Below are 21,325 nucleotides of genomic sequence, written 5' to 3'. Positions count from 1 at the left end.
GCGTTGATCAAAATCCCTGATGAATTTAGAGAGCAGAGTTGGTGAGTTAGGCTAGTTTTAATAGCAGGTGTACAACATCGATAAGGAGAGCAAGATGGCGAGTGTTTTTGAGCAGCACGGTGCATTTAGTTGGTCCGAGTTAATGACTGATGACCCTGAGAAAGCAATTGCGTTCTACCGTCAAGTCATTGGCTGGGAAGTAGAAGCCATGCCAATGGAAGGAGGGACTTACCATGTCCTAAAAGCCGGTGGTGAGCCTGTAGGCGGTATTATGGGTAAGCCTGAAGGATATGAGAATATCCCCAACCATTGGGGGAGCTATATCACGGTGGAGGATGTGGACGATACCGTAGCATCGGCTAAAGCGGCAGGTGGCTGTATTGTCTATGAACCTAAGGATATCCCAGGTGTAGGGCGTATATGTGCTATCAGCGACCAAGACGGTGCCATCGTGTCGGTGATTGCTTACGAGAACAAAGAGTGTGAAGACTAAAGCGCCAATGTATGTAGCCACATAACAACAAAAAGAAAGCCGCAGGGTTAGAACCCTGCGGCTTTTCTGTTTTTTGTGCTGACCTTACTTAATACACTTGAGCATATAGCCGATGATAGGATCACTGGTATCCTTCATCGCCAGCGCTTTTGGCAAGTAAGTCGGCTTTTTGAGGATCTCACGGGTGATCAGTTCATCCAGTAGCGGTTTGAACTCAAAACCGGTTTTACCGATAAACATCGACGTCAGATCTTCTTTGGCATAGGCATGCAGAGCATCCTTTAGCCCTTTCAGGTACAAGTAGTCCTTGGTAAAGCCACCGCCACGGTATGCCCGTGCAGTTACGGTGAAGGCTTGATCGTTGCTGATCCCATAATCATGTTTAAGGACATGGAAGGTCTCATTGAAGCTCTCACCTTTGACCATCATATCGACCGCAATAACCCGTAATGCCAGCGTCTTCAAGCGGTGCAGTGGGAAACTTCCCGACAGGTGCTCACACAATATTGCCAAGCCTTCCTGCGAATGGGTGTTACCTGGGAGTCCCAGTTTCAAGACTTTCAGCGGTTGCAAGTCGGCATTGGCACTGGTGACCAAGTGCACTCCAAGCTCATGGTGGATCAGGGCATCAAGATCTTTGCGGTTGAATTTCGCCGCTTGGTTCACCTTGATAGTCCGCCCGCTGACCATTGCTCGAGCAATCAATTGCTTGGAACCAGCGACTTTACACTTCACGCCATATTCTTCAGCTGCAAGCTTGAACGCCTGAATCGCTTCTTGGGCCGTGATTGTCTCTTCTTCTGGCTCGCTATATTCACAGGCGTGCAAGATGAAGTTGGCATTGGCGATATCGTTTTGATCCGGCTGGCCATAGTAACGTAGCGAGTTATACAAAAACTCATCGCTACCTATGCTGGTCAGCAAGTCGATACGCACTGCAAGCTGATCTATCACTTTGCGATACATCGCCTGGATATCCGCATCACGGATATCTTCTACCGGCAAACGGTATAGCTGTTCGCGAAACTTGAACGGGTCCAGATCCAGCTGACGGTAAGTAAAGTCAGGTTGGTAATCATAGGGACGGTGCAAGAACCGACGCTTCTCCTGCTTGATGTTCAGCGGGTTGATATAGCTAAGCGTATTCACCCCTCGTGCAATCGAAAACAGTTGGCGGTCAAGCTTGAGCACTTCACGCGGCAACTTGGATGCCAAAACATGACTACTGGTAAGCTTCTTGACTTTGGTACGGCGCAAAATAGTTTCTGCAGCGTGTTCAGTCAGTACGTTTTTCATCTCAGCGCGAAGCTTCTCAAGTACCAACGGGAAGCTTTCGCCACGTGCCTCGTCCATGAAGACTTTCTTCACTTCCAGCGGCATGATCAGCGTATTGGCAAAGTTGGCTTTGACAAAGCTCGCTTGGTAGCCCATGCCCTGGAACACATCATTGACCTCGGCACGAACGTCAATGTTCGGTAATTCGATGTTGCGCAGCTTGCCAACTAGGCTGTCAATCTCCTTGCGCCAACGACGGGTGTTGACTTGTCGCGTGCCAAGGTTGAATACCGGTACATCACGATCGATGCGCTGGTAGTTGTATGAGTGCACATCATACAACAGGCAAAGGCCGAATTTACTTTCCAACGTATCAATCAGGCACGCCAGAATACGGTAGTAGCAACTGTGTTTTGCCAGCGAAACCGCACGTTCCTCATCAGAAAGCGGAGTTTGCCAGACCGGTTTGCCCCAAGCTTCATCATAGATGCAGTTTTCGGGCGCACGGTTCAAATCGTACTCGTAGCGTGAATCTTCACCCTGAAGTACGATCGGCAGCGAGGAAATGAAATCGCCCGTAAACGGGTCTTCCTCGAAATAGCGCTCTTCTTCTGTGAGCAAACAGTTTGGCATCAGGTCACCGCGAAGGCGGTGACCATGATGGATAGCTGTGGCGATGTATGGCTGATATTCGCTGATGCGAATGGTCAAGCTCCCATCGTTAAGCTGCGCTTCAAACGGAACATGTTGCTGGATCCTTTCCAGAACTTCCGCTTCAGAAAGTTGTAGCATCGGCAATCACCTGACGAAATTCATTTTTACGAGCAATGCTGACTTCTTTTGCTTTAACTACGGTTTCAGCAAAATCAATAACTTGAGCTTGCAACTTAGTACGGTTCAAACGGTTGATACGGGTGATGCCTCCAGGGCTCAGCACGTTAACTTCAACCAATTTGCCGTTGATTACATCCAGGCCAACGAAGTAAAGGCCATCGCGCACCAGTTTAGGGCCGATGTGCTTACACAGACGCAGCTCCTGCTTGGTTAGGGTATGTTTCACTTCCTTACCGCCGGCATGGATGTTAGAGCGCACATCGCCTTGGGCTGGTACTCGGCGCATTGCACCAATAGGCTCACCGTTTAGCATCATAATGCGCACATCACCTTCTTCAGCACCTTCAATGTAGTCCTGCAGAATGACGTAGTTTTTGTCGTCGCCGATGTAGAAATCCAGTAGGGACTTCACGCTCGACTTGGCGCTTTTCTCAACCAGGATCACGCCTTTACCGCCGTAACCGTTGAGCGGTTTTAGGATCATGCGATCGTTTTGGTTTTCCTCTAGAACGCGCTCTAGGTAATCACGGTTCTTCGACACGTGGGTTACCGGAATGAACTCGTTATTCGGATCCGGTAGCGATGTGGTGTAAAGCTTGTTGTTCGCCACACGCAGACCATCGATATCGTTCATGATGAAAGTGTGATCACGAACAGAATCCAAGAAGTTAAGAGCCATGGTATCCAGCGGCGGGTTGGCGCGCATGAAAATGACATCAAAACCTGCCAACGGTAACTGGGCTTTGCGAAACTCTGCCTTGCGGTAAAAACTCGGGATATTGTTAGATACCTCGGTTTGTTTGAGCACTTGGCAGAATGCAATCGCCGTGCTGTGCCGCATAGTTAGATTATTCGGTGTTGTAATGGCTACCGTGTGACCGCGCGAGGCAGCCTCGTGGATCAGACGCAGTGTTGAGTCGTTTTCTGGCTCAACTTTGTCCCACGGATACATAACAAAACAAATTTTCATAGCAGTCGCCTAATTACTGTCAACGTTGACAGGGGTAAAAAGAAGTAAGCCATCGCACAAAGGTGGATGGCTTATTCGTTAATTATTAATCGTCTTTAAAGAGTTTAGATGTCTAGGTCGGTATCGACGTCGTCATCTTCATAGTCGTTGTTGTTTTGCTTTCTTTGCGAAACACACAACGTGTAACTACGTACTTTGTTGGTAGTTTTGTTCACGTACTTAGACCAGCACTTTGCATAGCTGGTATGAATTTCTGTCGTGCCGCTGATTTCGGCCAGAAATTCTTGTTCATTCTCCGTTTCCGGAAATAAGGAGCCATCAGCAAGGCCACGCATGGTGCGGCCAAAGTTTTCGAGTAACTGTGCTTCGCCAATGGTGAAAACACCTGAGCGGTTGAAACCTCGTGGGAAATTTTTATCGTCGTAAAATTTGCCTACACTTCTCATTGAATATGCTTCCAAACGTGATTTGCGCAGATATTCTTTCAGGTTGTTGATCTTGTAAATCAAAAGTTTTTCGTCGTAACGATAAAAATATTTGATTAAGATGAAATAGCATCCAGATGTATTATGCTCCTTTTAACCCTTAATCTTCGTCGTCGAGGACGCTAGTGGATACAGAACTACTCAGAACCTTTCTTGAAGTGACCAAAACACGCCATTTCGGCCGTGCGGCAGACAACTTGTTTTTAACCCAGTCTGCGGTGAGCTTTCGTATTCGCCAACTTGAAACCCAATTGGGGAATGACTTGTTTTCGCGCCAGCGCGGCAATGTACACCTCACTGCAGCTGGAGAGCGTTTACAACCTTATGCCGAGGCAATATTACAAACCTGGGGTAGGGCAAGGCAGGATGTGGCGTTAACAGAATCGCTCAACCAGCAAGTGACAATTGGTGCTTCTTCATTATTCTGGGAATTCGATGGTATTTCAGATTGGGTAAGCCGCATCTATCAGCATGTAGAAGGATTGGCTCTGCGCTTGGAGTCGATTCCGCGCCAGAGCCTAGCGAAACAACTGCTGGATAAAAGTGTAGACGTGGCCATTACCTCTGAGCCTCCTAAAATAGAAAACCTGCAGGTGACCAAGGTTCGTGATTACCAGTTGCAGTTAGTAACCAAAGAGAAAGGTTGCACGATGGAGCAGCTGAAATCACTGCCGTTGGTTTATCTAGATTGGGGTACCCGTTTTTCGGTAGAACATAGCCGGATAGTGGAACTCCAAAAGACGCCAATTATGCATACCCATTCCAGTAAAATGGCATTGGAGTTTTTGATTAACAATAAAGGTGTGGGCTTCTTGCCTTCACCGGTTGTAGCGGCCAGTGTGCAGGAAGGCTTACTGTTCCCGGTCGAGGGTGCCCCTGTAATGGAGCAGTCGCTGTATTTGGTATGGCGAGAAGACATCGAAAAAGCAGAGATGCTAGAGTCGATGCTGGCAGTACCTTTTAATCAAATTATTGAAAGTGTATAGCGTAAACCAGAGCTAAAAGGACAATCAGATTCTTTTATCGATGCCAGTGAAATTACTTGTTGTACATAAAATGCATTGATCTCCTATCCTCTCGCTATCCCCCCTTAGTAGTGGGGGATAGCGATACGAGAATGTAGATGTATATCACAAACGGCATTATGGGATTGATGACCTTGATACTATTTGTGGCCGGTCCGCTGGTGTTTAGTATTTTTGTCATAATCCAAAGTTACACTTCGATCAGGTTTGGTAGTGATATTTTGCTGTTGGCATGTATCGTTGCTAGCGTTCAATTAATCTGTATTTGTTACTTACTCTGGAATGGTTTCAGGAAACAATCATGGCTAAGTTAGATCAAAAATTCTCTAAAGGGTCTAAGTCAAAACACAAGTTCGATTTTGAAGAAGATTTTCAAGATTTCGGGCAATCCTCAAAGAAGAAGAAGCGCCGTATCGCACGCCAGCGCGACGCATTCCCGGAGTATGACGACAGCTATTGATTCTATAACGCGATTTTACGATTGATGTAACGATAAAGGGCGCCGATTGGCGCCCTTTGTGGTTTTTAGCGCGAGTGGTTTACGCTTATAGTCAGAACCGTATCTGCAAAGAGGCTGTCACTATGTCTAAAAACCCTATGTCGATGGATAATGTTCAGAAGCTGGTTGGCGAGCAAGTTAAGGTCTTTGACCAGTCTGGCCATGAGGCAGAATTTACAGTCAGCAAAGTCACCCAACAGCCCCGCCATGGCTTCGATGATCTCGGTCGGTTTATCGAACACTTTGTGATCACTTTTCAAGGGGATGGCAGCACCCATTTCCCTGATGGCCATTATCATTTCAAGCACCCCAAGCTTGGCGAAGTTGAGCTACATGTGATCCATAAACACGATCATGACTATGAAGTACTGGTTGAAACAGAACTGGTTATCGGCCAATTTAGTTGATGTATCTTGATCAATATTTCTTGTTGCAAATCATGTATACTGACGCCAGTTTAAATTCAAATACTGCAAGACAAGAGTGAAATGATGCTAGACAATCTTTCTATTCCTGAAGACATCAAAAAAGAGCCTGAGCTGGCGATCCCTTCGATTGACGAGCAAAAGCGCATTGTTGAAGAACTGAAGCGCCTAGAGGAAGCCGGTGAGTTGACGCCAGAAATCCTTGAAGAATTTATGACAGGTAAGCGTACAGCTCCTGCAGGCGAGTAATTGTATTAAGAAGCCTGTTACTATCAATATCAGGTTTAGTCAATACAGCAGTAAGGAAACGGCATAATGAGCGATCATTGTGCCGTTTTTTATTTTTAAAATAAGGGTATATGTTTAATTTACTGTATTCTCTTGCCATAGCTCTTTTCATGAACTAAAGGCAATATTCATTTTCATACCTTAACTGGCTAATTGGCTAGGCAGCCTTCTAATACTTTTGCATTATTTTGTGTTTTATTATTTATGAATTAAACGAGCGTTTGATTTATTTAATGATGAATATTTAGTGATTTACCGAAATTGTCATTGAGTAATTCATAAAATAGTTTAACTTTTTTGTTGTGGTTCTCATACTTTAACTATACTTAATTGTATGAAAAAGGAGGCATTACAATATCATCAGTTGTAATTGTTCATTTATTAGGAGTGCAATGAATGATTGAAGAAATTCAGTTCTATGAACCCAATGAAGATTATGGTTTTTTATCCAATTTTGCAGATAGCCCCATCCAGTTAAGTGATGTTATCTGGCCTACCAGCGAACATTATTACCAAGCGCAAAAGTTTACCGACCCTGCTTTTGTACAACAGATATTAAATGCCCCGACACCAGATGAAGCTTTTCAATTCAGTAGGAAGTATAACCACTTAGTGAAATCGGATTGGATGGATGTCCGTCATTCTGTCATGCGTTATATCGTTTTTGAAAAATTTCGCCAGAATCCACATTTTACTCACCTCTTGGTGAGTACGGGAGAAAAACGACTGACTGAGCACTCACACAAAGACAGCTATTGGGGCGATGGCGGAGATGGGAGAGGGCAGAATGAACTGGGCAAGATCTTGATGGAAGTGAGGGATTACTTCGCTGAACAAGAACCGTTTAACCACGTCCACTATGTCGACAGTGCAAAACTTCCCACCCAATGGGGAACCTTCCGAATGTATGGGTTTATTGAGCAGAAAACGGGTAAAGAGCACCTTGCCCTTGTTTATGGTGAACTTAAACAAGGAGAACCACCGCTCATTCGTCTTCATTCTGAGTGCTTAACCGGCGATGCGTTGTTCAGTGCCCGTTGTGATTGTGGGTTCCAATTATCAAGAGCAATGGAAAATATCGTTAATGCCGGTAGCGGGGTTTTGTTTTACTTACGTCAAGAAGGACGAGGAATAGGATTATTAAATAAAATTCGTGCCTATCACTTACAAGATAATGGCGCCGATACGGTCGAGGCCAACGAAGCACTTGGTTTCGCTGCTGACATGAGAAATTATGAATTTTGCAAAGGGATGCTGAGTTTTTTAAATATTGAATCAGTCAAGTTGATGACGAATAACCCTCGAAAAGTAAAAGCACTTAAAACGGCAGGGATTAATATCGTAGAACGAGTAGCTTTACAAGAGGGAAATAATCCTCATAATAATGGTTATTTGAAAACTAAAGCCAGCAAATTAGGCCATATGTTTGATTCATCTTTTATTGAGTGATTTTAATTAGACGAATAAGAAGGCCACTTTAATGTGGCCTTCTTATTATCAGGTATTAAAGGTATTTATCTACAATGTTGTCAATCGTTCCTGTTGACTTAAGCGCATTTAGGCGTTGGTTGATAAACTGTTGTAGCTCAGGATCCATTTTAGGATCGAAGGCTAAATAAATCGGATAATCTGGAATAACCGTATTGAATGACTGGATATTAAAGTTGCCTTTGTCTTTATCTTGCTTTCCGAGGTTGTATTTAATCCGCGATTCCATTTCGACAAAAGCGGTATCTCCGGGTAATTTATTGATAACTCGAAAAGCAGCACTGTAATCTTTGACCCGCAACTCTTCTACTTCCCCTTTATCAATATAAGGCTCTAATTGGGGGTAATCGAAGCCATGCAACAAGACAACAACCTTGTCTTGTAGATCTTGCATCGTATTGAAGTTAAAAGGGACACCAGTGCTACTCAGTAACACATGATGGACATTATAAATAGGATTATCTGATAGGTTAGCAGCCTGAACGCCTCCCCAATTAGGGCTGCCGTACGTAATCCAGTTTGCTTCACCGCCAGCTTCAAGCAGTGTGATCATGCGGTTGAATGGATAGGTATGGTATTCGATATTATATGGACTTTGTTCGAATACAGCTTTAACGATATCCGTCACGATCCCTTGGTGGTTGTTACCTTCTTCAATTTGGAAAGGTTCGGCTTGTTTAGCGATGACATAATAATTGACGGTTTCAGCCTGAGTATTGACGGCATATAGTGGGAGACTCAACATAACCCCTAATGAGAATAGTGTTTTTTTCTTCATTTTTGGTCCTTGTCTTAATATTCCGTTTTGAAGGTCTATTATTAGGTTAGTAGAGTAATAGGAAGATGCGAGTTTAAGGATGAAGGACGTGACAAGGCCGTTAAAAAAACATCGTCAGTTTGGTATAGCCAAGCAATTACTGTTTTCTATCATCTTGCTCAGTTCACTATTTACACTTCTGTCAACAACACTGAGTTTATACCTAGAATACAAAGGCGAGCTCAAAGATATAGAAAGCCGATTTACCCAAATCCAAGATAGTTATCAGTCTAGCTTGACCTCAAGTTTATGGGTTGAAGACAGGGAACTATTGATGACACAGGCTGAAGGGGTACTCAGCCTACCATCAATTTCCTATGTCAAAATCTTCGATGATAGTCAGGTCATTCTAGAATTGGGTGAAACGCTGAATGACGGCGTGCTGGAAAAGCAGTGGCAGCTTTCTCATCAGGCCATGAAGAAAGAGTTTGTACTCGGTACCTTGATGGTACAGTCAGATCTCAAGCCTATTTATCAAAGCCTCTATGATACTTTTTTACTTCTGTTATTCGGCCATAGCTTACAAATCTTCTTTATTTCGATTTGTATCATGCTGATTGCTTACCACTTGGTTGTTAAACCGCTTACCAATATGTCTATCGCAGTGACTAAGTTTGATGAGCAAAACGTTCCGCTACCCGTTACGCTCCCTAAAAGGTGGTTTGATGATGAAGTTACTACCTTAGCTGAGCAATACAATCGCTCTGCAGGGCATATTCGCCAGCACTATATGGAACTTGAAGAAGCAAGGGAAACCGCAGAACAGGCCAACTTAAAGAAAAGTGAGTTTTTGGCAAATATGAGCCATGAGATCCGCACCCCAATGAACGGCATCATTGGCTTATCAGGGCTGATGCGCGAAATGGAGATGCCAGCCGATCAAAAAGAATACATTAATATGCTGCATACCTCATCGCTGTCTCTGCTTGATCTGATCAATGACATCCTAGACTTTTCCAAAATTGAGGCTGGCCAATTTGAACTAGAATCGGTGCCCCTGAACTTGTTTGAAGTGAACAAGGAAGTCGAATCTCTGTTTATGATAAAAGCGGCCGAGAAGGGCCTTAAATTCTCGTGTTCGGTAGAGAAAACCATCAGCCCGATGCTAATGGGGGACGGTGCTAAATTAAGGCAGATTCTCAATAATTTAGTGAGCAATGCTATTAAGTTTACGGATAAAGGGCAGGTCAACCTGGCAATTGAACACTTAGGGAGCACGGAAGAACTCGCTAAAGTTAAGTTTTCAATCATTGACACAGGGATAGGGGTTGCTAAAGACAAGCAGGCAGCTATTTTTGAGAAGTTCCAGCAAGCTGATGGCAGTACGACCAGGCAATATGGTGGCACAGGGCTGGGGTTAGCCATTTGCCGTGAGATGGTCAAGTTGATGGGTGGTGAGATAGTCGTTGATAGTGAACCGGGTAAAGGGAGTACTTTTTCGTTTGTTATCGAGTTACCGAAAGAGAAAACCAATATACCGGTTGAAGAGCGTTCCGTGCTTGAAGGGCTGAGTATCCTGTTGGTTGATGACAGTATGTTGAACATGCGCATTACTACGGTTCAGCTTGAGGCGTTTGGTGCCAAGGCGGTGAGTTGCCTTGATCCTCATATGGCTATCCCTATGGCTGAAAAAGCCGCAGCCCAACAAAAAGCCTTTGATGTGGTAATTCTTGATAAATACATGCCAATTTTGGGTGGTTTTGAACTTGCTGAGCAATTACAGAGTCATTTTGGTGCCAACTGCCCACAATTGATGATGATTTCAGCTGCCCCCGAAATGAATGATGAAGAGAAAGCAGCAAGTCTCGGGATAAAATCTTTCCTCACCCGTCCCTACAAAGATGCCCACCTGAAGTGGGCAATACTCAAGTTGGTATCCAAATCTACAGAGCCTGGTGGTGATGAGCAGGTGCTAGGTTCTGAGCTAGCAAATGAAAGTGCTAGCGATGATATTTTAGTGCAGGAACAACCAGCTAACGAGCCAACTCTTTTACCAACAGAAAAAACTCACACTGATATCAAATCGGCCCTGAAGGAAAAGATCGAAAAATCTGAGAAGAAAGAGGAGCAAAACAAAGTAGAAACAGAGGTGGAGCCAGCAGTAAAAGTGCTAGTGGTTGAAGATACCTTGATTAACCAGAAAGTGGCTAAAATGATGCTTGAGAAGGCAGGGGCCGTGGTTGAGATTGTTGAGAATGGCAAACTTGCGGTAGATATTTATCAAGAGAAGCGCTTTGATGTGATATTTATGGATTGCCAAATGCCGGTGATGGATGGTTTTGAAGCGACTCGTCAGATAAGAGAGCTTGAAAAGCAATCTGGTAGTTTTACCCCGATTATTGCTCTTACCGCGAATGTGGTTAAAGAAGAGAAAGATAAATGTTTTGCTGCTGGTATGAATGACTTCGTATCTAAGCCGGTAAATTTACAGATTTTGAAACAGAAGTTAGAGCAGCACGCCCCACTGGCTGAATCACCAGTTTCTTGAAGATAATGATTGTGCCTTGTTACGTCCATAACAGCGCCTTGTAGGCGCTGTTTAGTTTTTATGTGGTTGCTTTAACTCAGGGACCAATCATCCGTTGGTAATGAAATTGGTTGGTTGTACAAGGTGATAACGATGGTCAGGGTATTGTTTAGCGTATCTTCTGAGATGTCGTCAATGACGTAAAAATCACTACTTTTATTTTTCAGTGTGTTATTCAGTAGCATTTGTAGGCTGTCATTAATATCACCATCAATGACCAGTGTTTCAACATGAGCAAGTTGGGTATTTGGAACTTCAACTGGAACAAGCAGCTCTGGGGAAGCGTAAGAAAAAGCGGATGCTGTCAGTAATGCAATAGCTGCGATAGTGCGCGAAATCATGGGTCTATAGTGGGTTGTCAGTCAGTAGTTGTACTTTGACATGTCGACCGAGATGAAATGTCAGAACAAGGTCAAAAGAGTAAATAATGCGCCCTTGGCTAGTGACGAGGGCGCTAAAGGCTAAAAGTATATTAAAACGCCGTTCAAAAACATCTTTTCATTGAGCGTAAATTTTCATTTGGTTTAATTTTAACCATTGAGTTTATTGAAAACACTGTTTGTATTCTTGTCATGGTTGCTGAAATTGCAACAATGCCTTATTGGTGGTTCTCATAAAGCTTATCTAGCGCAATAGACAGTCCATTTTCGGTGACTATCCGAATATGTGACTTGTTAAGTTGCCGGGCATTGGTAACCCCGCATGAATGCGCGATGACACCAAGGCCGTAATGGATGTATTTATTGTAATTGGCGACTCGTTGGGTTTTATCTCCCACGTCGAGCCCTTGTTGTAACCGCTTGTTGTGGGTGGTGATCCCTGTTGGGCAGGTGTTTTTGTTACATTGCAATGCTTGGATACAACCTAAGGCAAACATATGGCCACGGGCAGAGACAACAAAATCTGCTCCTAGGGCAATAGCCCAAGCGACTTTCGACGGTGTAATAAGTTTGCCTGAGGCAATGACTTTTATTCTGTCTTTTAGTTGATGCTTTTCTAATCGGGCTACCACAAGAGGCAAGCTCTCCTTGAGAGGCAGACCTACATAGTCGATAAGCGGTTGGGGGGCAGCACCAGTACCACCATCAGCACTGTCGATAGTAATGAAATCCGGTGCGCTGGCTTTACCTCGTTTTTCTATCTCATCTAATAATTCATCAAACCAGTTAAGTGAGCCGATCACGGATTTGAAGCCTACAGGTTTACCTGTGGTTTCCCTGATGAAGTCAATCATATCGAGTAAATCACCGACACTGCGGATATCAATATGCCCATTTGGGCTGATGGAGTCTTGGCCTTCGGCTATACCACGAATTTTGGCGATTTCCGCCGTCACTTTTCCGCCCGGTAAAATCCCGCCTTTACCCGGTTTCGCCCCTTGGCTCATTTTGATTTCAAACATTTTGACTTCAGGATGCGCTGCGACTTCTTCAAGTTTTTCTTTGCTCAGGTGCCCTTCAGCATTTCTAACCCCGTATTTTGCCGTACCGACCTGGAAAACAACGTCTGCACCACCTTCAAGGTGGTAGGGGCTCAAACCGCCTTCACCGGTATTCATCCAACAGCCTGCTATTTTTGCTCCGTGGGAGAGTGCTTGTACTGCTGGTTTGGAAATGGCGCCGTAACTCATTCCTGAAATGTTGAAAATAGAAGAGGTGGTATATGGGGTTCGGCAATCAGGACCAATGGTAACTGGGGCGGGAGCAACAGCGTCTTCTTCTAAGGTCGGAAAGGCGCAGTTCATGAACATAATGGTGCCTGTTGGCTCAAGGCTGCGGGTGGATCCAAATGCAAGGGTACGATCTACGTTTTTAGCCGCTTTATATACCCAGCTTCGCTCTGCGCGGTTGAAAGGCATTTCTTCTCGGTCCATGGCGAAAAAATACTGACGGAAGAACTCACCCTGCTTTTCGAACAAATAGCGGAAGCGGCCAATTACCGGGTAGTTATGTCTAATGGCGTGCTTATGTTGGCGGATATCGGTGATGTACATATAGATCACCGCAAGTACACCTAACCCTAAGCAGATGATAAATAAACCAGACAGGAAATTGATACCGAAGATTAATGAGTCGCCCATGATGCCTCCCAATAATAATGGCTAGATATAAAGCTAGCTTATACAGGAGTAGAGAACGCTCTAACTTCGATAAATTTCATTGTTGGGCGACACTTATTAGCACAATAGCCCTAAAGAGTGATGAATCAAGCCAAGCAAGGAGGCTTGGCTTGGAATTATGGCTAAGCCACTTGAGCGTTATTTTTCTTTTCTGCACCACGGAGCATGGCATGGATCAGCTCGTTGGCCTCAAACTTAGTCAACGCTTCATGGGCACCGACTTGGTGGGCTTGTGAGACGCTGATCTCGCTTGAAAGCGAGGTATGCAAGATAATATAGGCATGCGAGAGTTGCTGAGTATTCTGGACTTCAAAGGCAAGCTCATAACCGTCCAAGCCCGGCATTTCAATATCACTGACCAAGATATCAAATGGCGCTCCAGCCCCGGCGGCATGCTTGAGCATGTCGAGTGCATCATGGCCATTGGTGGCAATGAAGTAAGGGATAGAAATACTGTCTAGCGCTTGCGAAAGCTGGCGGCGGGCAACGGCTGAATCATCTACCAGCAGTATTTTCAGCGGGCGTAGTACTTCACGTTCTACATCAGTCAGAATCGGGTGCAGGCTATCAGGGCTATCTGGGAATACTTTTGATAGCAACAACTCGACATCCAGCAACTGCACCAGTTTGTTATCGACGTTAGTGACACCTGTGACAAAGACATTTTTACCCAAAGAGCTTGGCGGTGCATCAATATTATGCCAGTTGCATTCGGTAATGCGGTCGATACCCCGGACAAGGAAGCCAACCAGCATACGGCGGCAGTCGGTAATAATAATATAGCTATTTTTTAGCTCATCTTTGGTTAGGGGAGGATACCCAACGGCTTTCGCCATGTCGATAACAGGCAGTGTATCACCCCGCAGACTTGCTGCACCTAATACAGTTGGGTGTGAATGCGGAATCGCAGTCAGGGGCGTATAAGGCACAATTTCTTTGACCTTTAACGTACCAATGGCAAAAGACTGTTGGTGGGTCAGTTTGAATAACAGCATTCCCTGAGATTGATTTGTTGCTGCTTTTATCATTGGCCAATCCCTTGTTGATAATCTTGGTTACACATCGAAGCGATACTTAAGATGGTTTGTCATTCTATTTTGTCTATATCTTAGCGGTAAATCAGCAAGATGGAACAGGAGCGCAAAGATATTTAGGTGTAGCTTGATCTCTCTCTACTTTGGCGAGCATAAATGGTTCGGTAATCAAGCGTGGGGTTATGTGGCGGTTGAACATATAGCCGGTATCGGCGCATCTCTGTACCTACAGGACAAGTTACCGCATCGCCACTATATTTAAGAAGGTGAAAGGGCGTTTGTTAGAAGGTAGACGGATATGGAATTACGTAACAAATCTGGCGATATTGCAAAACTGGCTGACAATCTGACATTAAAAGAAGTCGTAGATATGGGCTTTACTTTGGACATCTGTGACGAAGCTTATGATCCTAATGAGCACTGGAAAGTCACTGGTGACTCAGCCAAAGACAAAATTGGCGAATACCCATCTAAATGATCACATTGAAATCGTGAAGAAAAGCCAGCTTAAGCTGGCTTTTTTCATCTATGGTGTGGAAGCTACTCTACTTTTGTAGCAACGTGCTTTAGGCGACCTCTTCAGCAGGGATCAGCTCGCCTCCAGTCTCTTCGGCTGAGTCAGAAACTTTGTCAATGAGCAGTGCAATAACACCGTCTCCGGTAACGTTACAGGCTGTACCAAAGCTATCTTGGGCAAGGTGAAGGACGATTTGTAGGGCAATCATCTCCTCGGTAAACCCAAGCATTGAGCCAAGAAGACCGGCTGATGCCATCACTGCGCCGCCCGGTGCGCCTGGTGCAGCAACCATAGTGATACCCAGCATCGCAAGAAATGGCAGGGCTTCCAGTAAGCTAGGTACTGGGCCGGCACCGGTCATGATAATGACGGCCACCGCTACGCTGGCAATACTGATCACTGAGCCTGACATATGGATATTGGCACACAGTGGTACAACAAAGTTGGCGATGGAGTTGGATACCCCGTTGCGTTTAGTCTGCTGCAGGGTAACCGGTACTGTTGCCGCCGAGGACATGGTACCAACAGCGGTGAAATAAGCCGGCAGCATAGTGCGCAGGATTTTCAGCGGTGAGCGTTGCAGGGCGACACCGGTAGTGACGAACTGGAAACTCAGCCAGAACCAGTGCATGGCGACAACAGCAAGCAAGACTAAACTGAAAGTCTGTAGGGTTGCGAATACTGTCCCTTTGACCGTCATGTCAGCGAACACACCAGCAATATAGAACGGCAACGATGGGATCATTACCTTATTAAGGAACAGTTCGATGATGTCACGGCCCTGATCACTGATCTTCTTGAGGTTTTCAGCACCCGTGTTGGAAATCCCCAGGCCGAAAATGAAAGCGACGGTCAATGCGGTCATGATATTCATGATCGGTGGGATCTGAAGCTCTAAGAATGGGGTTAGAACAGTTTCGGCTTCAGGCAGTTGTCCGGCACCACTAAGCAGGGTAGGGAAAAGGCTTTTGGCCACCAAGAAGGCCAGGATACCCGCCCCTAGGGTTGATAAATAAGCTAAGCCAACGGTTTTGCTCAGCAATTTACCGGAGTTTTTCGGAAGGCTAGCAATACCACTGGTAACATAGAACAGGATAAGAAGAGGTATAGTAAATTTAATGAGTTGGCTAACTAGATATTTAGCTGTAATTAGGGCTTGAACAATAACGTCAGGAGCAAACATGCCTAGGAGAATACCAGCGAATATTCCACACAATAACTTAATAATTAAGTTCATTTGATTGACCTTTTATTTATTAGGACACAGATTTCATATAGTAATATGTAGGTTTGTTAAGCTTATTGGTTAAATCATTATTAATTAGAATGCTTTTTAATCTGTCTCATCCAGCGTGATTGTTAATATAAAAGATGAGTCAGTGTTATTAATGTTACATCCGGATGGTATGATTATTCTGGTAGCTTGTGAAATGCAGAAAAAAAAGGCTCGGTTATTAAATTGCATTACGAGAAAGTCAGGGATTGTGATCAAGTTAATAGACATATGTTAATGAGTAATTGATCCTTATACCTTTCTGCTAGTGACTTCTCATTATCTTGCTAATAACCATGATTTGGCTGGGTTGTTAGAAGATGACGACTGCAATAGATAGATGTTTATTGAGAAAAATAAATGAAAAATATTGAGACAAAATGGCTGCAAGATTTTCTTACTCTGGCGGAGCTAAAAAACTTCTCCCATGCTGCGGCTGTCCGAAATGTTACCCAACCAGCTTTCAGCCGTAGGATAAAGTCACTGGAGACTGAGTTAGGCTTGGTGTTAATCGAACGCAGCAAAACGCCGATTGAGCTTACTCTCTGTGGCAAACAGTTCAAGACAACGGCACTGTCCATCCTCCAGCAGATAGATGAAGAGGTAAGTCGTCTCGCGGGTAGTTCTTTCGATGGGCGGCATACAGTGCGTCTGAGCGCTGCCCACTCTATCTCAATCAGTTTGCTGCCAAAGCTGCACTCATGCCTGTTTGACCCTCAATTAAATACTCGTTTATCTGTTGAGGCGAACGAAGTTGATGACGCGGTTGAACAATTGATAGATGGCAAGTGTGACTTTTTGTTTTCGTTTTATGAAGACAGGTTGCAAGTTGCTCCTTATCGTTCAATCTATCTTGGCCGAAGTTATCTGTATTGTGTGTCAGCGGTCGATGAGGATGGCAAAGAGCTTTTTGACTTGGCAAATAATGATGATGTGCCTTGTTTAGATTATACGCCGGAAAGTTATATGGGAAGGGCGCTTCATCGCTCCAAAAGCAAGTTGACGAACAATACTGTGTGTTCTTCATCCATGACGGATTTTATTAAGGCCTTAGTTTTACAAGGCAAGGGGATTAGTTGGTTGCCTGACTATGCAATAAAAGATGAGTTGGCATCAGGACAGTTAAAAATACTTTCATCAAGGGACCCAGTACCTTTGGATTTATACGTTTACCGCTATTATTCGAAATTACATTCTTCCTGTGAAGCAATGTGGAATGAACTCAGCAAAATCTGTCCAATAAAAGAACTAACAGGCGAAAGCCTGCTGGATAAATAATCACCGGTGCGGTTAAAAATGGTCATTTCCACTTTTCATTTTCTTCTATAGCCAACTTAACACTTTGAAATGGTATGACTTGAAATGTTTTAGAAAGGGGCGTTATTCAGCCCCTTTTTTTATATTGTTTCAGCGATTAATTATACAGTTTGGCTTTGTATTCTGGGTGCATCAGGTTGTTGGCTGAAAAGATTTCGTTCAGTTGCTCTTCGCCAAGCAAGTTACGCTCAAGGGCAACATCTTTCACGCTTCGTCCTGTTTCAGCACAGATTTTACCAATGATATCGCCTTCGTGGTGGCCGATGAACGGGTTGAGGTAGGTCACGATACCGATTGAGTTAAAGACGAAATGCTCGCAGACTTCTTTGTTAACGGTAATGCCGTTGATGCACTTGTCGGCAAGGTTGATACAAGCATTGCCAAGTAGTTCGATGGATTCAAATACAGCCTGGCCAATAACCGGTTCCATGACATTTAGCTGTAACTGTCCGGCTTCTGCTGCGAAAGTAACTGTTGTGTCGTTACCGATCACTTTGAAACAAACCTGGTTAACGACTTCAGGGATCACCGGGTTAACTTTAGCTGGCATAATTGATGAGCCGGCCTGCATTTCTGGCAGGTTGATTTCATTAAGGCCAGCACGAGGACCTGAAGACAGCAGGCGCAGGTCGTTACAGACTTTAGATAGCTTAACCGCAAGGCGTTTCAGGGCTGCGTGGACAGTCACATAGGCACCGCAGTCAGAGGTTGCTTCAATCAAATCTTCTGAAGGCACACAATCTAAACCTGTGGCTTCTGCAAGGTATTTGACAGCCAGTTCCTGATAGCCTTCAGCTGCGTTTAGACCGGTGCCGATAGCTGTCGCGCCAAGGTTAACTTCAAGTAGCAGGTTAGCAGCATACTTCAGGTTCTTAACTTCTTCTTTTAGCAAGGTGCTGAATGCGTGGAACTCTTGGCCAACAGTCATAGGCACGGCATCTTGCAACTGGGTACGGCCCATTTTCAGGATGTCATTAAACTCTTCGCTCTTGGCATCGAAAGCGGTACGCAAATATTCGATAGAGCTGATCATCTTAATAATGCTGTTGTATACCGCAACACGGAAGCCGGTCGGGTAGGCACAGTTGGTAGACTGGCTTTTGTTGACATGATCGTTAGGGTTGATGATGTGGTATTCGCCTTTGTCGTCACCTTTAAGTTCAAGCGCAACATTGGCGATCACTTCATTGGCGTTCATATTTACCGAGGTCCCTGCGCCGCCTTGGTAAACATCAGAGATAAACTGATCCATACATTTACCCGTGTCCAAAATCAGATCACAAGCTTGGATAATGTACTGGCCGACATCGCTAGGGATTGTGCCCAGCTCCATATTGGCTTTGGCTGCCGCTTTTTTCGTAAACACCATGCCGCGAACAAACTCAGGCACATCAGAGATCTTTGTCGTCGAGATATTAAAGTTCTCATACGCACGAAGCGTGTGGATACCATAATAGGCATCTGCTGGGATTTCACGCTTACCAAGTAGATCTTCTTCAATACGAGTGTTAATAACAATGTCGCTCATGGTGGGTACCTTTTATTGATGATAAGACACCAACACCTTGTTCTTTTTGCGCTAGAAAGTGAAATGCCTAAAATTTAGCAATAATGCATTTCTTGCATAGCGGATTATCTTGCTAAGTAACTGCTTGAAATATTATTCGACTATAGCGTTCGAATATGACGTCAATATATGCTGCTAGTGATGTTTATTTGCTTTGTGAAAGTTAATAGGTATGGCTGTTTCAACTTTAATTACTGTAAAAAGACAACCTGTAATTAGTGTTGTTCAATTTGTATGCTTTATGAATAAAGTGATATTATTTTTAGCAGAGTGATAATGATACTATGTGTTTGTTTTGTAAGCGGCTGGTGGTGTTATTTGTGATAAAGGTCACGCACTGGAAATCAACGCTTTTCTTCTTTGTAAGTTGTGACAATATAGCAATTATTCGATGCACATCATCGTTGGCTTCTAGGCCAACCTCCAATTAGCGGGCATCGTATAATGGCTATTACCTCAGCCTTCCAAGCTGATGATGCGGGTTCGATTCCCGCTGCCCGCTCCAAGTCTCCTGTCTCGTAATACCCAATTTATCTATTTGAAAATAAAGCGCTTAATGGCGTTTTTGCTGTGTCTGGCGGTTAGAATTACAGTTGTGCTTCGAGCCAATTGATACAGTTGGGGACCACAAAGGGACCAAGGTGGAGACCACATTGGATTTATTGGCTAGTAGAAAGATGCATTTCACTTTTCGCAATAACATCAGCTCAATATAACTATTTCTAATGGCTGAACCTGGTTACGTACATCAATCTTCGGTTTGTTCGTCATCAATCATTTCTAGTAAGTCACCAACCTGACAATCTAGATAACGGCATAGCTTTTCTAAAGTATCAAAATCGATTCGGTTATTTGTTTCATGATAGAGGCGAGTAACAGTATTTCGGTTAATGCCAGCATCTCTAACAATATCAGCAATCTTGAGTCTTTTGGCTCCCATAATGGTTGAAAGGTGGCACTTAATCATTTTCTATTTCCGCAACATATTGATATCCAGAGTATAACTTAGGATCAGTACCAGAATCTAGCTGCTTTTAAGGGCTAATTGTCACCTTGCCAGACCTTAAATGTACCTCTATAGGTACAAAAAGTGCTTGACGAGCGTGCTTGCGAGGTCAATAATAACCCTCAAGAGGTACAATAAGACACTTTGGAGGTTTTATGGGCTTTACCTATCTAACAACCGCAGAACTATCCGCGGCCATCAAATATGACAAGAGGGTCATACGTGAGCAGCTAAAGGATTCTGTTCTGTTTGAAGGTATTCATTACATTCGTCCATTTGGTGGCCGGAAAATCCTTTTCATCTGGGAGCGCGTTGAAGAAGAAATGTTGAATGGTGTGACAACGTATTCTCTGACAAATGGAAATTGAGAGGTGAAGTATGGGAAGCATCAATGTCAAAAACAATAAGTTGTATCTGGATTTTAGATATAAAGGGCAACGGTGTCGTGAGTATACCAAGTTGATTGACAACAGTAGTAACCGGCGCCGACTCGGACAGTTACTAAAAAGTATTGAAGCCGAAATCACCCTTGGCACTTTCGACTACGCAAAGTATTTTCCGAAAAGTAAAAAGGTCGAAAAGTTTGCTGTACTTGCTGAACGTAAGAGAAAAGCAAAGGCATATTTTGAGTCACCAGATGCCCCAAGGCTAAATGAATTTGCTGAGATCTGGTTATCTGAAAAGCAAATTGAGTGGCGCAAAGGCCACTATGAAGATGTCGACGGTATTCTTAGGAAATACATTATACCGATGTTCGGTAGTAAGAAGATCAGCGCCATCACGAAGCAACAAATCTTAAGCTTTCGATCTACACTCGCCAAAGTCCCAGGTCGAAAGGGGAAAGTACTTAGTCCATCTCGAATCAATCATATCATGACGCCATTAAGGATGATGCTAACCGAAGCCGCTGATCGTTATGAGTTTACTTCGCCGTGGAAGAATATAAAAGCGTTAAAAGTAGGCCGTACTGAAGTTGATCCTTTCAATTTACAGGAAGTAGAACTAGTGATTCAAAGTGCTCCGGCTAACTTCAAGGCCTATTACATCACGCGTTTTTTTACCGGTCTCAGAACTGGTGAAATTGATGGTTTAATGTGGAAAGATGTCGATCTGAAAAGCAAAACTATCGCGGTCAATCAGAGTTTGGTGCGTGGTGAATTGTCGGATCTTAAGACAGAGGGTTCTTACCGTGTCGTGATGCTGCCAGACAGGGTAGTGGAGGCACTAGCCGAACATAAGACAGTTTCATCTCTAAAATACAAATACGTTTTTACAAACACCAAACATCAGCCTCTTAACTATCAGGTGATATCCCGTTCGGTTTGGTACCCTACACTGCGCAGAGCGGGGCTACGTCCAAGAAATC

The 21,325-nt window shown here is 44.2% G+C and carries 22 protein-coding genes and 1 tRNA gene; 13 read left to right on the top strand and 10 right to left on the bottom strand.

Annotated elements, in window-relative coordinates; all coding sequences use genetic code 11:
• Nucleotides 1-94: 94 nt before the first annotated feature.
• Complete coding sequence (locus BIZ37_RS21785; RefSeq protein WP_187463300.1) at nt 95-493, top strand: VOC family protein; 399 nt, start codon at nt 95-97, stop codon at nt 491-493.
• A gap of 84 nt (nt 494-577) precedes the next feature.
• Here the strand turns inward: BIZ37_RS21785 and BIZ37_RS21780 are convergent, their stop codons facing one another.
• From BIZ37_RS21780 to maoP, 3 genes are all read right to left on the bottom strand, one after another.
• Nucleotides 578-2,560: a flavohemoglobin expression-modulating QEGLA motif protein gene (locus BIZ37_RS21780; protein WP_187463299.1), complete on the bottom strand. Its 1,983-nt coding sequence runs from the start codon at nt 2,558-2,560 to the stop codon at nt 578-580.
• Nucleotides 2,544-3,572 (bottom strand): glutathione synthase, encoded by a 1,029-nt coding sequence (gene gshB, locus BIZ37_RS21775; protein WP_107296156.1) that lies wholly within the window; start codon nt 3,570-3,572, stop codon nt 2,544-2,546. Before gshB ends, BIZ37_RS21780 begins: the two co-directional genes overlap by 17 nt.
• A 104-nt stretch (nt 3,573-3,676) precedes the next feature.
• Nucleotides 3,677-4,018: a DUF413 domain-containing protein gene (gene maoP, locus BIZ37_RS21770; RefSeq protein WP_187463298.1), complete on the bottom strand. Its 342-nt coding sequence runs from the start codon at nt 4,016-4,018 to the stop codon at nt 3,677-3,679.
• 164 nt (nt 4,019-4,182) lie between these two features.
• On the opposite strand from maoP, the gene hdfR reads away from it, so the two are divergent.
• From hdfR to ribA, 5 genes are all read left to right on the top strand, one after another.
• On the top strand, nt 4,183-5,043 hold the full coding sequence (hdfR, locus tag BIZ37_RS21765; protein WP_187463297.1) for an HTH-type transcriptional regulator HdfR: 861 nt from the start codon (nt 4,183-4,185) through the stop codon (nt 5,041-5,043).
• Nucleotides 5,044-5,383: 340 nt separating this feature from the next.
• Nucleotides 5,384-5,542: a hypothetical protein gene (locus tag BIZ37_RS21760; protein ID WP_170114868.1), complete on the top strand. Its 159-nt coding sequence runs from the start codon at nt 5,384-5,386 to the stop codon at nt 5,540-5,542.
• Nucleotides 5,543-5,664: 122 nt separating this feature from the next.
• Complete coding sequence (locus tag BIZ37_RS21755; RefSeq protein ID WP_107296159.1) at nt 5,665-5,988, top strand: hypothetical protein; 324 nt, start codon at nt 5,665-5,667, stop codon at nt 5,986-5,988.
• An 84-nt stretch (nt 5,989-6,072) separates the two neighbouring features.
• A complete protein-coding gene (locus BIZ37_RS21750; protein ID WP_187463301.1) occupies nt 6,073-6,255 on the top strand; it encodes an ATPase in 183 nt (60 codons plus the stop codon).
• 435 nt (nt 6,256-6,690) lie between these two features.
• Entirely contained in the window at nt 6,691-7,743 is a 1,053-nt protein-coding gene (gene ribA, locus BIZ37_RS21745; protein WP_187463296.1) for a GTP cyclohydrolase II, read from the top strand.
• A 55-nt stretch (nt 7,744-7,798) separates the two neighbouring features.
• Here ribA and BIZ37_RS21740 read toward each other — a convergent pair whose 3' ends face one another.
• The gene (locus BIZ37_RS21740) at nt 7,799-8,560 is read right to left on the bottom strand and encodes an ABC transporter substrate-binding protein (RefSeq protein ID WP_187463295.1); all 762 of its coding nucleotides are present in this window, start codon (nt 8,558-8,560) and stop codon (nt 7,799-7,801) included.
• Between the two features lie 79 nt (nt 8,561-8,639).
• Here BIZ37_RS21740 and BIZ37_RS21735 point away from each other — a divergent pair, with 79 nt between their 5' ends.
• A complete protein-coding gene (locus BIZ37_RS21735) occupies nt 8,640-11,087 on the top strand; it encodes a response regulator (protein WP_187463294.1) in 2,448 nt (815 codons plus the stop codon).
• A gap of 71 nt (nt 11,088-11,158) precedes the next feature.
• Here the strand turns inward: BIZ37_RS21735 and BIZ37_RS21730 are convergent, their stop codons facing one another.
• From BIZ37_RS21730 to BIZ37_RS21720, 3 genes are all read right to left on the bottom strand, one after another.
• On the bottom strand, nt 11,159-11,467 hold the full coding sequence (locus BIZ37_RS21730) for a hypothetical protein (RefSeq protein ID WP_187463293.1): 309 nt from the start codon (nt 11,465-11,467) through the stop codon (nt 11,159-11,161).
• 257 nt (nt 11,468-11,724) lie between these two features.
• Nucleotides 11,725-13,206: an FMN-binding glutamate synthase family protein gene (locus BIZ37_RS21725; RefSeq protein WP_187463292.1), complete on the bottom strand. Its 1,482-nt coding sequence runs from the start codon at nt 13,204-13,206 to the stop codon at nt 11,725-11,727.
• A 161-nt stretch (nt 13,207-13,367) separates the two neighbouring features.
• On the bottom strand, nt 13,368-14,273 hold the full coding sequence (locus BIZ37_RS21720; RefSeq protein ID WP_187463291.1) for a chemotaxis protein: 906 nt from the start codon (nt 14,271-14,273) through the stop codon (nt 13,368-13,370).
• Nucleotides 14,274-14,406: 133 nt separating this feature from the next.
• Between BIZ37_RS21720 and BIZ37_RS30550 the strand changes: the two genes are divergently transcribed.
• Together BIZ37_RS30550 and BIZ37_RS21715 are read left to right on the top strand one after the other, a co-directional pair.
• Nucleotides 14,407-14,541 (top strand): hypothetical protein, encoded by a 135-nt coding sequence (locus BIZ37_RS30550; RefSeq protein ID WP_255526857.1) that lies wholly within the window; start codon nt 14,407-14,409, stop codon nt 14,539-14,541.
• Between the two features lie 36 nt (nt 14,542-14,577).
• Nucleotides 14,578-14,757 carry a hypothetical protein gene (locus BIZ37_RS21715; protein ID WP_107296167.1) on the top strand — a complete coding sequence of 60 codons (180 nt, stop codon included), beginning with the start codon at nt 14,578-14,580 and terminating at the stop codon, nt 14,755-14,757.
• Between the two features lie 88 nt (nt 14,758-14,845).
• Here the strand turns inward: BIZ37_RS21715 and BIZ37_RS21710 are convergent, their stop codons facing one another.
• The gene (locus tag BIZ37_RS21710) at nt 14,846-16,033 is read right to left on the bottom strand and encodes a dicarboxylate/amino acid:cation symporter (RefSeq protein ID WP_187463290.1); all 1,188 of its coding nucleotides are present in this window, start codon (nt 16,031-16,033) and stop codon (nt 14,846-14,848) included.
• Nucleotides 16,034-16,429: 396 nt separating this feature from the next.
• Here BIZ37_RS21710 and BIZ37_RS21705 point away from each other — a divergent pair, with 396 nt between their 5' ends.
• Nucleotides 16,430-17,347 (top strand): LysR substrate-binding domain-containing protein, encoded by a 918-nt coding sequence (locus BIZ37_RS21705; RefSeq protein WP_187463289.1) that lies wholly within the window; start codon nt 16,430-16,432, stop codon nt 17,345-17,347.
• Nucleotides 17,348-17,483: 136 nt separating this feature from the next.
• Here BIZ37_RS21705 and aspA read toward each other — a convergent pair whose 3' ends face one another.
• Entirely contained in the window at nt 17,484-18,914 is a 1,431-nt protein-coding gene (gene aspA, locus BIZ37_RS21700; RefSeq protein WP_187463288.1) for an aspartate ammonia-lyase, read from the bottom strand.
• 469 nt (nt 18,915-19,383) lie between these two features.
• Here aspA and BIZ37_RS21695 point away from each other — a divergent pair.
• A tRNA-Gly gene (locus BIZ37_RS21695) sits at nt 19,384-19,458 on the top strand.
• A gap of 243 nt (nt 19,459-19,701) precedes the next feature.
• Here BIZ37_RS21695 and BIZ37_RS21690 read toward each other — a convergent pair.
• On the bottom strand, nt 19,702-19,920 hold the full coding sequence (locus BIZ37_RS21690; protein ID WP_187463287.1) for a helix-turn-helix transcriptional regulator: 219 nt from the start codon (nt 19,918-19,920) through the stop codon (nt 19,702-19,704).
• Between the two features lie 194 nt (nt 19,921-20,114).
• On the opposite strand from BIZ37_RS21690, the gene BIZ37_RS21685 reads away from it, so the two are divergent.
• The gene (locus BIZ37_RS21685; RefSeq protein ID WP_187463286.1) at nt 20,115-20,327 is read left to right on the top strand and encodes a hypothetical protein; all 213 of its coding nucleotides are present in this window, start codon (nt 20,115-20,117) and stop codon (nt 20,325-20,327) included.
• A gap of 10 nt (nt 20,328-20,337) precedes the next feature.
• Nucleotides 20,338-21,325: Arm DNA-binding domain-containing protein (locus tag BIZ37_RS21680; protein WP_187463285.1), on the top strand; the 988-nt coding region annotated here is incomplete at its 3' end.

The organism is Photobacterium sp. BZF1 (assembly GCF_014349205.1).
Lineage (GTDB): Bacteria > Pseudomonadota > Gammaproteobacteria > Enterobacterales > Vibrionaceae > Photobacterium.
Note: the sequence above shows the minus strand (reverse complement) of the source record. Positions and strands in the feature narration are given on the sequence as shown.

Excerpts from the sequence above, each read along its gene's own strand:
- BIZ37_RS21730 (WP_187463293.1), bottom strand. The coding sequence starts at position 11,467 with ATGATTTCGCGCACTATCGCAGCTATTGCATTACTGACAGCATCCGCT.
- ribA (WP_187463296.1), top strand. The coding sequence starts at position 6,691 with ATGATTGAAGAAATTCAGTTCTATGAACCCAATGAAGATTATGGTTTT.
- BIZ37_RS21685 (WP_187463286.1), top strand. The coding sequence starts at position 20,115 with ATGGGCTTTACCTATCTAACAACCGCAGAACTATCCGCGGCCATCAAA.
- maoP (WP_187463298.1), bottom strand. The coding sequence starts at position 4,018 with ATGAGAAGTGTAGGCAAATTTTACGACGATAAAAATTTCCCACGAGGT.
- BIZ37_RS21780 (WP_187463299.1), bottom strand. The coding sequence starts at position 2,560 with ATGCTACAACTTTCTGAAGCGGAAGTTCTGGAAAGGATCCAGCAACAT.
- BIZ37_RS21750 (WP_187463301.1), top strand. The coding sequence starts at position 6,073 with ATGCTAGACAATCTTTCTATTCCTGAAGACATCAAAAAAGAGCCTGAG.
- BIZ37_RS21740 (WP_187463295.1), bottom strand. The coding sequence starts at position 8,560 with ATGAAGAAAAAAACACTATTCTCATTAGGGGTTATGTTGAGTCTCCCA.
- BIZ37_RS21720 (WP_187463291.1), bottom strand. The coding sequence starts at position 14,273 with ATGATAAAAGCAGCAACAAATCAATCTCAGGGAATGCTGTTATTCAAA.
- BIZ37_RS21785 (WP_187463300.1), top strand. The coding sequence starts at position 95 with ATGGCGAGTGTTTTTGAGCAGCACGGTGCATTTAGTTGGTCCGAGTTA.
- aspA (WP_187463288.1), bottom strand. The coding sequence starts at position 18,914 with ATGAGCGACATTGTTATTAACACTCGTATTGAAGAAGATCTACTTGGT.
- BIZ37_RS21705 (WP_187463289.1), top strand. The coding sequence starts at position 16,430 with ATGAAAAATATTGAGACAAAATGGCTGCAAGATTTTCTTACTCTGGCG.
- BIZ37_RS21735 (WP_187463294.1), top strand. The coding sequence starts at position 8,640 with ATGAAGGACGTGACAAGGCCGTTAAAAAAACATCGTCAGTTTGGTATA.
- BIZ37_RS21710 (WP_187463290.1), bottom strand. The coding sequence starts at position 16,033 with ATGAACTTAATTATTAAGTTATTGTGTGGAATATTCGCTGGTATTCTC.
- BIZ37_RS21725 (WP_187463292.1), bottom strand. The coding sequence starts at position 13,206 with ATGGGCGACTCATTAATCTTCGGTATCAATTTCCTGTCTGGTTTATTT.
- BIZ37_RS21760 (WP_170114868.1), top strand. The coding sequence starts at position 5,384 with ATGGCTAAGTTAGATCAAAAATTCTCTAAAGGGTCTAAGTCAAAACAC.
- BIZ37_RS21715 (WP_107296167.1), top strand. The coding sequence starts at position 14,578 with ATGGAATTACGTAACAAATCTGGCGATATTGCAAAACTGGCTGACAAT.
- gshB (WP_107296156.1), bottom strand. The coding sequence starts at position 3,572 with ATGAAAATTTGTTTTGTTATGTATCCGTGGGACAAAGTTGAGCCAGAA.
- BIZ37_RS21755 (WP_107296159.1), top strand. The coding sequence starts at position 5,665 with ATGTCTAAAAACCCTATGTCGATGGATAATGTTCAGAAGCTGGTTGGC.
- BIZ37_RS21690 (WP_187463287.1), bottom strand. The coding sequence starts at position 19,920 with ATGATTAAGTGCCACCTTTCAACCATTATGGGAGCCAAAAGACTCAAG.